The organism is Mesorhizobium sp. M0437, assembly GCF_040321335.1.
Lineage (GTDB): Bacteria > Pseudomonadota > Alphaproteobacteria > Rhizobiales > Rhizobiaceae > Mesorhizobium.
Window position 1 is genome coordinate 1 of the sequence record NZ_JAMYRK010000104.1, and the last position, 11,974, is coordinate 11,974.

Annotated in this window: 13 protein-coding genes and 2 pseudogenes; 6 read left to right on the plus strand and 9 right to left on the minus strand. The window is 55.1% G+C overall.

Annotation, left to right across the window (positions count from 1 at the left end; translation table 11 throughout):
• Positions 1-294: 294 nt before the first annotated feature.
• The 6 genes and pseudogenes from NKI72_RS32375 to NKI72_RS32400 all read right to left on the minus strand — a co-directional run bounded on the left by NKI72_RS32375 (position 295) and on the right by NKI72_RS32400 (position 4,597).
• Positions 295-777: a hypothetical protein gene (locus NKI72_RS32375; RefSeq protein ID WP_352851943.1), complete on the minus strand. Its 483-nt coding sequence runs from the start codon at positions 775-777 to the stop codon at positions 295-297.
• Between the two features lie 74 nt (positions 778-851).
• Positions 852-1,466, minus strand: a complete 615-nt coding sequence (locus tag NKI72_RS32380) for a hypothetical protein (RefSeq protein WP_352851945.1) — start codon at positions 1,464-1,466, stop codon at positions 852-854.
• A gap of 31 nt (positions 1,467-1,497) precedes the next feature.
• Positions 1,498-2,028, minus strand: a complete 531-nt coding sequence (locus tag NKI72_RS32385; protein WP_352851946.1) for a hypothetical protein — start codon at positions 2,026-2,028, stop codon at positions 1,498-1,500.
• A 290-nt stretch (positions 2,029-2,318) separates the two neighbouring features.
• Positions 2,319-2,670, minus strand: a pseudogene (locus NKI72_RS32390) (recombinase family protein); the annotation flags it as partial.
• Positions 2,664-3,197, minus strand: coding sequence for an SOS response-associated peptidase family protein (locus tag NKI72_RS32395; protein ID WP_502909008.1), 534 nt, complete (start codon positions 3,195-3,197; stop codon positions 2,664-2,666). The pseudogene NKI72_RS32390 and the gene NKI72_RS32395, both read right to left, overlap by 7 nt.
• A 236-nt stretch (positions 3,198-3,433) precedes the next feature.
• On the minus strand, positions 3,434-4,597 hold the full coding sequence (locus NKI72_RS32400) for an IS110 family RNA-guided transposase (protein ID WP_352851948.1): 1,164 nt from the start codon (positions 4,595-4,597) through the stop codon (positions 3,434-3,436).
• A 396-nt stretch (positions 4,598-4,993) separates the two neighbouring features.
• On the opposite strand from NKI72_RS32400, the gene NKI72_RS32405 reads away from it, so the two are divergent.
• The gene (locus tag NKI72_RS32405; RefSeq protein WP_352851949.1) at positions 4,994-5,986 is read left to right on the plus strand and encodes a hypothetical protein; all 993 of its coding nucleotides are present in this window, start codon (positions 4,994-4,996) and stop codon (positions 5,984-5,986) included.
• A gap of 25 nt (positions 5,987-6,011) precedes the next feature.
• Here NKI72_RS32405 and NKI72_RS32410 read toward each other — a convergent pair whose 3' ends face one another.
• Positions 6,012-6,554, minus strand: a complete 543-nt coding sequence (locus tag NKI72_RS32410; protein WP_352851950.1) for a recombinase family protein — start codon at positions 6,552-6,554, stop codon at positions 6,012-6,014.
• Between the two features lie 929 nt (positions 6,555-7,483).
• On the opposite strand from NKI72_RS32410, the gene NKI72_RS32415 reads away from it, so the two are divergent.
• On the plus strand, positions 7,484-7,636 hold the full coding sequence (locus tag NKI72_RS32415) for a DUF1515 family protein (protein ID WP_352851951.1): 153 nt from the start codon (positions 7,484-7,486) through the stop codon (positions 7,634-7,636).
• A 154-nt stretch (positions 7,637-7,790) separates the two neighbouring features.
• On the opposite strand, the gene NKI72_RS32420 is transcribed toward NKI72_RS32415, so the two are convergent.
• Positions 7,791-8,105, minus strand: a complete 315-nt coding sequence (locus NKI72_RS32420; RefSeq protein ID WP_352851952.1) for a hypothetical protein — start codon at positions 8,103-8,105, stop codon at positions 7,791-7,793.
• Positions 8,106-8,247: 142 nt separating this feature from the next.
• Between NKI72_RS32420 and NKI72_RS32425 the strand changes: the two are divergent.
• The 3 genes and pseudogenes from NKI72_RS32425 to NKI72_RS32435 form a co-directional block, all read left to right on the plus strand.
• Positions 8,248-8,774, plus strand: a pseudogene (locus NKI72_RS32425) (transposase); the annotation flags it as partial.
• A 147-nt stretch (positions 8,775-8,921) separates the two neighbouring features.
• Positions 8,922-9,725: a hypothetical protein gene (locus NKI72_RS32430; protein ID WP_352851953.1), complete on the plus strand. Its 804-nt coding sequence runs from the start codon at positions 8,922-8,924 to the stop codon at positions 9,723-9,725.
• Positions 9,722-11,224 (plus strand): hypothetical protein, encoded by a 1,503-nt coding sequence (locus tag NKI72_RS32435; protein WP_352851955.1) that lies wholly within the window; start codon positions 9,722-9,724, stop codon positions 11,222-11,224. The genes NKI72_RS32430 and NKI72_RS32435 overlap by 4 nt, the downstream gene beginning before the upstream one ends.
• A gap of 203 nt (positions 11,225-11,427) precedes the next feature.
• On the opposite strand, the gene tnpA is transcribed toward NKI72_RS32435, so the two are convergent.
• Complete coding sequence (gene tnpA / locus NKI72_RS32440; protein WP_352851956.1) at positions 11,428-11,790, minus strand: IS66-like element accessory protein TnpA; 363 nt, start codon at positions 11,788-11,790, stop codon at positions 11,428-11,430.
• A gap of 74 nt (positions 11,791-11,864) precedes the next feature.
• Here tnpA and NKI72_RS32445 point away from each other — a divergent pair.
• On the plus strand, positions 11,865-11,974 hold a 110-nt coding region (locus tag NKI72_RS32445; protein ID WP_352829787.1), incomplete at its 3' end, for a transposase.

The window sequence follows — 11,974 nt, forward strand, 5'->3', positions numbered from 1 at the left end:
CTGTGCTGCTAACTTCGCTCGTAAGGGCGACCTTAAGAGCGCAGCCTCGCTACCGTGCCGTCCTCTCGCAAGGCGGCCTTCGCCGGAGGGTATCGATGTAATTTAGTGCAAGTCGTCAGGAGGACGGTCAGACCAGCAACAGAAAGGCCAGCCGTATAGCAACAAGCAAGGCAGCGGGGCGGGGCGGCCGTAGGAGCATCAGGATAGCACCGCCGTCAGGCGCAATGCGGGACCACCGGTTCCTAGCGAGGGGCGCTCCCGTCGAGTAGCGTCAATCCGAGCAGAAACTCCAGGTCATTCGTTCGACAGCACATCGCATTTCGTGAAGCTACTGAAGTTGACCTTCAGACTGTCCTCGAGAATCTTGGTCAGTTCCTTGTGGAACCAAGCAAGGTTCTCGTCGCCTTCCATTATGCCCAAATCGCGGTAGTTTTTTCCGATCTTGCTCGGCTCTGCGCTGACGAGCACATTCATACGCGAATAAATCGTGTACCCATTCGGCTGGTCATCCAATTTCCAGACCAAAAACGAGGCGCTAGATCGGTCGTAATACCCCTTGAAGAACTTAGAATCGACCGCATCCGTACTACCAGCTAGAACAAGTCGGTCAGATTGTCTTTTGACTATTTTTAGCTTCATTTGAAGCTTGCTATTGGCAATGGAGGCCGAGATTTTCGCTGACATGGCGTCAAAATCGTCGGTCGTGACAAAGTCGCACTCTCCTTCGCTGCCAGCCCCGCAGCCGCCACAGTTTTCTGGGCCAAGATAGCTCGCCACGTACCAACCTGCCTTTCCTTCGAAGGCAACAATCTCACAGTCCGATGGTAAACTGCCGACTCCAGGTGAGATTATCATACTGCATATAGAGCTAGGGCCTCCCGTCCGTCGTCACTCGCCTTCAACGTTACGGAGCAGGGCTGGTCATCCGCCACACACTCACGTGACGGTAACTTGCCAACCAGAGATCGCCACTGCTCCAGCATGGAAGTGCCGCCAACAGTGCTGGACGCGAGCGAGTAGCCTACATCTTGATAGTCCAAGGCGGAAAGGGGGGTAAAGGAATTGGGTATGTTCCTCAGATAATCCTCGTCAGGTGGGACGTACCTAAACTCCTCAAGGCCGGAGATCACTTTGTCAGTAAATTCGTCTGGTGGCTGGCTCGTATAGAATTTGCTGTAGGAGATGACCCCATCAACATCTTCGCTGGTCGGCACTAAAGCGACAGGGCGGACAAAAGTTAAATTCGCACCATACTCTTCACCAGCCTTTAGCTTCCGTTCCTTGAAGCACTTGGTCCGCAGATTGTACAACGCGCAATCAACAACCTTCTTCTTTAGCCGATCCGCCTCCCTCATGGGACCACGTATTTCAAAGGAAAAAGACTGAGGAATCCGGATGCTGATGTCATTCCAGTGTACCATTGTCTCGGCATCTGCGGGCACCGTTGCAACGGTGAAAAAGGCCAAGAAAGCTAAACGATGCATTTTTGCGGACCTCTCAGGTATCGTTGGGGCCTCGGGTAGATGCGGTCGCTGGAGTGTCAGCAATAGATGCGTCTTCCATTCTCTTTGGTGGGATTCCGAACAAATAGCTCGAAATAATACCGATAGTGGCCGCAAGCACGCCGAGCGCGACCGACAGAAAGCGGCTGAGCGTATCGAACTGCAGTGGATCAACCCGAGGTGCATCAGGAGGTTGCGGTAAATGGGTTTGGTAATGAACATAGAAGAGACTGATCACAAACGCTGCGAATATCCAGAATGGCGCATGCACCATCATTCGAAGCAGGCCCGAATTGCGCGGGTCAATTTCACGACCGCCATTCGGATTGAAAATGAAATGAGCGCAGGCGCCCAAATAGCCGAGAAAGGTGGGGAGGATCACATCGATGAGTCGAAAATTCTCTTGCCTTCCAAAGTCGAAGCGCATGCCTATTTGCTGGGAGAGCGCCAGAAATATCATTAACCCAGCAGTAATCGCCAAAGTGTACCCGACCACCCAAAGCCGTGCACTTTGCGCCGTGAACATTGATTGCCTCCCTAGCTCGTTACAATCACCGGCCGCAGACTATTTAGCAACCTCTATTTTGGTCGCAGAACAGTGCGACGTCGACTTTTCGCGTAGCTTCCCTCGCCTTGGTGGCCAGAGCCAGCCGATGGCGCTGGCAACCAAGGCGAAGGGTAAAATAGCGGAAAATCGTGCAACCCCTACCCCATCGGTGATGATGGAGATCGAAGAAACGATGCAATCGAGGTAAGTGAATCCATAGCTGCTGTTTTATCTACACGGCTGCGCTGGCTACAAGGATCGCCCCCGTTTCACCCGCTCGTTAGCGCGACTTCTTCGAAACCCGCTGCATGTTGATTGAGGATTCGATAGACCTGCATCCTTGAGCAGCCTACTAGCTTCGCGATTTGCGTCGGGGACTGGCCTTCATCACGGAGAGCCATCACCTTTCCCTTATCAAACCGCGGCTTACCACCTCTTTAAACGCCATCGCGTTTGGCTTGCGCTATGCCATCGCGCTGTTGTTCTCTGAAAGCGCCGCTCCATTTGCGCAACCATTCCAAGCACCGTCAGCACGATGTGGCCCATCTCGCCCCGCGTCGAAACATGCGGATCGAGCACCGTGACGAATGCGCCTTTTTGTTCGCACTCATGGATTAGGTCTTATTCAAGGCAAACCAGCAGCTCCGTTGGATGGTCTCGGGGTCCTTCTCGTTCTTCACTGGGCTGGGCTTCGCGAAGCTGGTCACCGGGACGACGCACCGATGCTCGACACCGACATATTGCTGCCAGTGGTCGTACTGGGGATTGCGGATGTTGGTTGTGCCGGAGTCGGCATTGCCCCTGACGCGCTCCAGGAGCGTAGGCATCCCCCACCGCAGGCTAGCTAGTTCCCGTTCGCCGTCCGAGGCGTTGCGGACCACAGGGCCGAACTGGTTGGGGTACATGTCAATTGAGGGTTCAAGGTTGCCTAGTATGTCCCGCAAGGCTCGGGTCCACTGGCGGATGGCCTCCTGGGACGTGGTGATGTTGTAGAGGTTGCAGATTCGCCTAGAATTGCGGAATTGGCTTGTCTCTGCAACCGAACTTCCCGCCGGTCGCCGCGCCTCGAGGTCCACATAGCTTATATGAGGAGTGTCAAGGCCTTTAGGGCTCCGCTTTTTTGGGTCCGTTGGTTTTACGGTATCCATGGTCTGAGCCCGATTGCATGACGCGGCTCGTTTCCCGAGCCAGATCCAACTTATATACGGTCGCTGTTCGAAACAGCGGCACCAACATCCCGCTTGCGGCGGACAGGGGCTCAGGAAGACGAGACCATTCTGAGACAACGGCGATTGAAGCCACGCTACGTGCCGGTTCGTCCACCTCGGATCCGCCAGGACTGATCAGATCCTGGAAGATGGCAGAATTCGATGGGTGTAGCGCATCAGGCGACCGTCATGATCGCTCCCTCGATGACAACGCCGGCGTTAATGTATTTCCACAGCGCCACGAGCAGCTTGCGGGCCAGCGCCACGATCATTGTCTTCTTCAGCCGGCCGTTGTTCTGCTTCACCCGCTCCTTGAACCATAAGGTGAGCGCTGACTGCGGTTGATGGCGCACCCATAGCCAGGCCATCTGGACCAGCGTCGTTCGCAGAGTCGGATTGCCAGATTTCGACACCCCCTGCTCGTGATCGATCGCCCCACTCTTCCAGGGCGTCGCCGCCAGGCCGGCATAGGCGGCAACCTGACGTCGGTTGTCAAAATGACGCGACAGCCCCTCCGACCAGAGGACAATGACGAACTCCGGCCCGATGCCTTTCAGGTTGAGCAGCATCGCCGGTGCTGGCGAGACGGCCTGCGCAGCAGCGAGCATGGCATCGCGTTCGGCCTCGACCGCCTTGATCTGCTCCAGTAGCAGTTCCAGTCGATCGAGTTCCCGGCCGATCTGCGCCTTCAAATGTGCGGGCAAGGGCCGGCCGTCGCCGGTCTGAAGCGCCGCCAGTTGCTTGCGCCGATCGCGGCGCAACGGCTCGTAGCCGGATACGCCCTGGCTGAACAGCAGGCCCTTGATGCGGTTGACGTGGCGCACGCGCTCGTTCGTCAATGCCTTGCGCTCACGCGAGATGCGGCGGCGGTCCTCTTCCTCGGGCATCGGCACCCGTAGCATCGCGCACACCCGCGGTTCACCCCGCTTATAGGCCAGCAATGCCCGAACCAGCGCCTCGCCGTCGATCTTGTCGGTCTTTGCCCGGCGCCGCCGGCGCGCGGTCGCAATCGACGCCGGATCGACGACGTGGCTTTCGATCCCCTCGGCCTGTAGCACGCGGTGGATCCAAAAGCCGTCGAGCCCGGCCTCCTGGATCACGATGATCGGAAAGTGCCGCCCGGTCCGCGCTTGCGCCTTCCTGTTGAGCTCGGCAAATCGCGCCAGCATGCCGGCGACATCGCCGGCCGCCACCGAATGTTTCGACATCTTCTCGCCGCCACCCGGCGACAGCGAGGTGATCAACCATTTCGAGCGACTCAATTCCAACGAGACGAAAATTGCGCCAAGATCGGTGCGGATAGCGGTCGGCGCTTTGGGTTGGTGAGCTGCTACGGGCATGCTTGCCTCCAGGGTAAGGTGTTGATTACGCGACCTCACCTTGCCACAGCGTAGGTCGCTATCCACCCTCCTCATAGGATCTGAACAGTTCGCCAGTCCGATCATCGCCGCCGCGCACTCGTCACGTCCGACTCTCTTCGGAGCCAATAAATCACGGTCGGAACCTTGCAGCGAGCGCCTTTTTCAACAGCCTGCTAGGCCATCACAAGAAGCACTACCCCGAAGCACACAGTTAGCGCCACTGCCAAGTCGGACCTTAGCCGTTCTGACATAATCGTCCGTTTTATCCACTAGCTATGACGAGCGGAGTCGGTACCCGGAACAGAAAAAGGTCGAATTTCCTTCCTTGCCTGAACAAATTGAGCTAAAATCGTCCTCTGACGAAGGACAAATGAAATGCGTAGCATTTTGTTTTTTCCGCTTGCCTTAATAGCGATAACGACTTGTCCCGAGGCCCATGCCAGCGAGTGCGACTCTGTTCTTATCCCAACGATAGGCGCCTTCGAGGATAATACGCGAACTGCGTTGGACACGCTTTCAATTATTCAGAATAGTATCGCGGACGACAAGTCCAAAAAAGACAACTATTCCGTTACAGTACCCATATATGGTGTTCCAGTTCAATTTGGATACCAAAGCGATTCGTCGTCGCAATTCCGACAAAGCACACTTTCCTATTTCAAACAGCAATATACCAGAGATGAGTCTGTTTGGTCGCTCTATTCAGATGTATCTAACGAAAAGGCGCAAATATGGCTGGAGTGTATGCAGAGGGATAGCCAATTTTTTGCTTATTTTAACAAGAAAACCATAACAGCCGAAGACGCGACATTTTTTACACGCCGCTGGGTCTCCGGGCCGCCAAGGAATTCGCTCATACATTTAACAGTTAAGGGTGGAACTATTAAAGGCAAAACGGACGTCGATATCACGACGAAAAATAATGGCGAAATGCCGTTCAGAGTGAAACGAAACGGAAAGGAGAGAGTATCGATTGAAGCAAGTATGGATGCTGGGGCACCGATCACCGCAATCATTCCGGAAGTTCTGCCGCCGCCTAAGTTCCCTACGGTAGTCATACGGGCTTGGGGAAATTTGCAAATGGCTAAGGCCGACCAACGTTTCCCACACCAATTTCATATCCAAGTTTTTGCGCCGGGTGGAGTTAAGTTTGCATCAAACAACGTCCTATTGCACATCGAAGAGATCGTTGATGGCAAGCTGTGTGCGAGCCGAACAATATCGTCGGCAAACTTGGGGGACATGATGAGTTCTCCTCCACATTGGCGCCTTGACCAGATGCGCGCAGGTTGCCAAATGGATGCTGTTCCTGTGGCATCGTTCGTCGAATGTTTTATTGACCCTCTCTATTTCACGCAGTGTCAGTGACGTCGTAGATGCTACAATAGTCAATCTATTCTCGCAATATACGATAAACTTGCATCCGCGAACAGCCGATGGTCTTCGCTATCTCGGATACACCCATGTTGGAGCGTTGGAGTTCGAATACCCGCTCGTAGTCGATACGTGCTTTGCCACCCGTGTAGACACCGATGCCCTTGGCTTTTTCGATGCCTTCGCGCTGCCGCTCCTTGATAAACCGCCGTTCCATCTGTGCGACCATACCCAGGACCGTCAGGACGACGTGCCCCATTTCGCCACGGGTCGAGACGTGTGGGTCTAGGACAGTAACGAAAGCTCCACGCTGCTCACATTCGTGGATCAGGTTGAGAACGTCGCGGGTGTCGCGGCCGAGCCGGTCGAGCCGGGTGACGACCAGCTCATCGCCGGGTCGGAGAAAGTCGATGATGGTAGCGAGTTCGGCTCTACCGTCACGGCTGGCACCGGAGACCTTTTCCGACCGAACGACACCGCAGCCTTCGGCCTTCAGCTTGGCAATTTGGGTGTCGAGATCTTGATCAACGGTGCTGACGCGGGCGTAGCCAATCCGGCTCATGCAGTGTCACCTCAAGGTTTAAGCCCGAGGCTACACTGTCACAAATAGTCGCTGTCAACCCAGATGTTACATCGCCTAGGCTGCGTGATGTTACGTCACCTCAGGGTATACCCCGCTGTTACGAATTGTCGACGCCGGGAGGGTCCACGACGGGACTAGTCATGAGCAGCAGAACATGAACGAAAAAGGTATCATGAGGTCATGAGGGGCATACCGCTCGGCCCTGAGGATGCGAACGCCGTTTACAAACGGTGGTGGTTCCGCCGGTTTCCAGTTCGCTTTCCACGCAGTCCTGGTGGTCAGAAAGGGCGGCGAGACCAAGTTCTATAGTGGTCATACTTCGCTCAGAACTTTGTGCTTTGTTTCAGACTCTGCGGCAAAATCGCTCCATCTTCGGGCCGCTTGTGACCCAAAAGTTGCCTTTTTCGACACGCTTACCCGTCCCATTCCAGGCGAACTCTCGGGTTAATCAGGGCATGTCTGATTTATGATCTTTGTGTTTCTGGCCTGCGCGGGAGTGGCATGCCAGTCGACGCCTGCCCGAGCTGCGCGGGGTTCCTCAAAACAGCCTTAGACCGGCCGGCACAGTGGCGCTGATCGGCCTGGTTACGAGCGCGTCATTGGCAATGACCGCAACGGCCAGCGCCGCGGCTGCTGGCGCTAAAGCGTCGAAGGCGGGCACATGCCGACGTCTGGAACAAGAAGCTTGGGAATGACAATCGGCGGCTTGCTACAGGCTACGGAAGACATGCAGCGCGACATCACCGAGATCCGGCGCGACATCAAAGATAGCGACGCGCGAGCCGCCCTTAGCTCGAGCAATCGGAACAGTGAGCCGCCGCGAGCCGGGCGAAGATGTATCAGAAGACCGACGAGCTGGTGGAGCGCGTGAGCGCCACCGACGCGCGGTCAACAAACTCAATGGCGACATGACCAGCGTTAAGGAAGTCACGGCCGAGGTGACGCGCTGGAGGCTGATGTGGCTTGGCGCGCTTGGTGTCACTGGTATTGCAGCGGGCGCCATTGCTTCGTCCATAACCTACTTCTGGAGCGACGTCTGGCGCGTGCTGTGCGGCGGGTGATCGCCCAAAACGGTTGCACGCAGGCCATGCCGAGCGCGGCTGCGATCTGGCAAGGGAACGCACCGGTACAGAATATTGGCAGGAATTCGCCGTTACACAGAGAGCCGATGAGCAACCAACTAAAGGTCGAGTTCGATGGGGCTGGTTAAACCCGTCAGCGGGCCGTCCACGAACCGCTGGCGCGAGCGGCATCGAAGCACACTTTGCTGCGGTGATCACTTTTCAGGCCGGCTTCCAAGGCGGCAAAGCCACGCTTATAATCGCGGGTGTTTATATATTTACCGTCTTGGGCCATAAATTTTCCGAATGCGTCTTCGTTGTAAACTGTTTGAGAACAATTCAAATAGGCGGCTTTCTGATACCCAGTTTCGTAAGCGCTCGAACCGGCGTGGACGGTGGTTGAAACGAATGAGGTGATACAAGTCACCATTGCTGCGACGGACACGCTGCCCACGTAAAATGATTTCATGGTTGTTGGCCCTCTCCCAAAACGCGAGGAACTTGCCAGATATGCTGCCTTGCAACAAGACACCCAAGGAATCGTCCTCAACGTAGTTAGGACGAGGCAGCCGAGTAAGCCTTGGGTCGTATCAGCAAAGCCCGCCGAGCCCACGGTATCGTCTACCGCCCGCCGGCATGGGGTTGCGCCAAATCTCCTTTATCGGTGGCGCAGATTCTTGAGCGAGGCAGGGGCAGCCGCCGTGGATTCAGACGAACCTGTCGTCGGCAATTCCGAAGTCAAGAAGCTCGAAGAACGCGTGCGCGAGCTGGAGCGCATGCTCGGCCGCAAGACGCTGGAAGCCGAGATACTGCGCGAGGCCCTTTCCAAAGCCCAGTCAAAAAAACCGATCTCGCGGCCGCTCTTGTTGTCGAAGGACGGTTCCCGATGAAGACGGTGGCCGATACCTTGGGTGTCTCCCGCTCCAACCTAGTCGAGCGACTGAACGGCAAGTCGAAGCGTCGTGGTCCCTATCGCAAGTCCGAGGATGCAGAGGTGCTGCCAACCATCCGAAGGTTGGTCAGTGAGCGGCCGACCTATGGCTATCGGCGGATCGCCGCCCTTCTCAATCGGGAAAGGCGAGCCGCCGATAAGCCAGCCGTCAACGCCAAGCGTGTCCACTGTATCATGGGTCATCACGCCATGCCCCACTTAGTTTGTCCGACCACCATCACCACTGGGGACCCGGCCTAATAGTGAATACAACCGATGGACCATGAGCCTCGTTTAGATTAGCGTTCTAGCGGGGGGCATATGCGAGAACGAGCGCGAAAATTGATCCGGGGAGTGAAATCGTTACTTCCTGCTGGCGCACCCCCCAAGCCTACAGAACCGAACATACCCATTACGGGCTTGGCAAATCTGCTATGTGGCAGGCCTACTGATACGGGCGTTGGCAAGAGCGCGCTCGAGCAGCTCAAAGGATCCATCACCGATTTTTCCACAAGAGCGGTTCAGTTCCTGGGTAGCGATCAGTCGGTGGATACGACAACTTTTGGACCGTTTTGCAGCAGAGTGATCCTCGAAAATGGTGCGGCAGCACTTCTCGGCCGCTTAGATCCTTTCCGTTTACTCTATCTGAGTGAATTCCAAGCGCAGCCGGAATATGTGCCCGGAAAACGAGTCAGATCCGCCTTTTCTTGGGCGAGCGATGTGCTGTCGGATGACAAACCAGTAGCTAATCTTTGGGACGCCGACCATGATATGCCGAAAATAAGCCGTTCGCTCTTCTCAAGGCACATTGACCACATTTTTTGGAGGCCTGCATTGGATCGCTTGCTTGACCATGTCAGTTCACGATCCGACGAGGCCTTGAAAGACGTCCTAACAATTGACCCCGAGGATTTTATACCTTCCACAAAAGGAAAATGCTCCCAGCTATATTCGCAATTGTCGAAAGGGGTGCACTGGGAATTTTTCAGCAGCGCCCTTCAGATGGACGAAATCACTGTAAAGACTCTGATCAGGGACACCTTTCTGCATCTTTCGGTATTAGGGCTCGCCTCTCATTTTGTTCCGACGGCATATGCCTCAATTCGAGCTGACGATGCCGTGGAAGAATATATCGCTTTTAGAGGAGTCGTTCCGTGATCGGCCCAGCAGAAGAGGAGGTTGACTCCACTTTAATACTAGCAGCGGAGGAATGCCCCCCTAACGAATTTGAAGCACTTCATAAATTCTCTTCTAGTGACGATCAAATTATCAGGAAATTGGTTGCACACGGCCCGGTATTGATTCGAGGCGGCAGGGGCAGTGGGAAGAGTGCTTTGTTGATAGAAGCGCATCGCAGGATGGCAGAGGCGAATCTCGTCGTAGCCGTTTATGTCAGTCTACGCTACCTGCCGCTTTTGCAGTCGGATGGAGACGAGTACATCGGACACTTCTGCAAACTCCTTTCGAAAAAAATACAAGATGAACTTAGCGCGCGCAACAATCACTATACGTTCCCTACCGTCAGCGACCAAGCTTCACTCCAAGAAAACCTGGTCGCGTTAGCTCAATCAATTAACAAGCGGGTCGTCTTGCTTTTCGACGACGCAGCACATATCGGCCGCGAGAAGCCGCTTGAGGTATTCTTCGATCTCTTTAGGACAATTTCTAGTAGTTTAGTTTCGTGTAAAGCATCAATCTACCCTGGCGTCACTAAATTTGGAACTCGATTCGACGTCTACAACGACTCAACGGTCATCGAAATTAGCCGTTCAGATATATCTCGCGACAGGCAATTTTTTGTTGATGTGTTGCGCGCGCGCTACCCGCATCTTGCATCGGCGGACCGGTTCTCTGACAGACTCTCGCCTGAGCAATTCGCCAATATCATAGGCCGCGCAGTTGTGGGCAATATGCGCGGTTTCATTCTGGCTTGTAATCGCTTTGACACGACTGTGAAGATCAGCATTCCCGACGTTAATACCTGCCTTCTTGCCTTGGCCACGGATTATTATTGGCCTCTTATGGATGAGGTGGCACCGAAGCTCGGCGTCTACGAGCCACTAATCAATCCAGCTCGGGAAGTCATGGAAGCGATCGTGGATCACGCGGTGCGACCCTCCCATAGGCAAAGGACGAGCGCTCAGGACCGGGTGCTTGTCCATAGGCAGCTAATTGCGCAATTTTCAAAGATCTTTGAGGTGCTTGAATATCTTGGCTTTGTAGCCCGCCGGGAGGCCTCAAGGGCTCTAAAGTCTGGCGGCAGAGGGGCGGTATTTGCTCTGAACCTTTGCAACCTGTTGGACAAAATGCCAAGCCAAAGGCTCACTATTGAAGCAATGGAAGAGTGGATATCGGGCTCCGGTGAGATTGCTGAAATTCATGTCTCCGGTCAGACTTTTCAGTCAATATCCCTGCCGCCGTTGGCCATTGAACAGGGGCTGGCTATCCTTCTTAAACCAATTCAGGTTCTCGCCAAGTCCCCCGCATATCCTTATGGCCTTACGCCTCATAAGATATCCCTGCTAGTCGAGGCCAACTTCTTAACCGTTGGACAGCTTGCAGCCGCAACAGATTATGACCTTCGCCAGATTCATTCTGTTGGAAAGGCGACAGTGCGCCGAATGAGAGACGTAGTTTTTCAGGCAGTTTGGATGTAATACCGGCGCAGCTGCGTCTCGGACGGTCTATTTGATCTGAAGGTGCCTTCGTATGTAGAGGCCTATTTGAGCGCCGAGTATTTTAGACTGACCCGCCGCCTTCCAGCGTAACGATGATTCCACTTGGTCAAACCAATCATGCTCCGCAGCGAACTCTGTACGATGAGATTGTCTACGTTCTTTAAGCCCTTTAAGCACGTCGCCTACCCTGACCGCCAGTTCGCGATTTGCGACAAATATCTGGAGCAACGTGTCGGCGGCGTGGTCAGCAGTATCCGCAGCCGCACCTTGCCGGCGATCTCCAGCTCGATCACCGCTAGGGGCGCCGCCTGCACCGAAGCGGCGACAGGCTCATCGGGAACCACGACAACTTCGGCAAAGCCCGTCTCGCGGGCTCTCACCGTGCGGCGCCATTTATAGATCAGGCTGGTTGCGACATCGTACTGACGCGCTACCGCCGCCACTGTGGACCCGGGCGCGAATGCCGCGGCCAGGATCCGGCACTGATCCTCTTCACGCCAACGACGACGACGCTCAGGCCCGGTCAATAACGTCACATGGCTCATGCTGTGCTGCTGACCTTGCCCCTCTTATCTAATCCGGTTTGAAGTTCGTTCTGGCCCATCGAGAGGACCAGGACATGAAACGTAGCCGCTTCTCTGAAGAGCAGATCATCGGAATTTTGAAGGAACATGAGGCCGGGGTATCGGTTGCCGATCTGTGCCGCAAGCACGGGGTCAGCGACGCCTC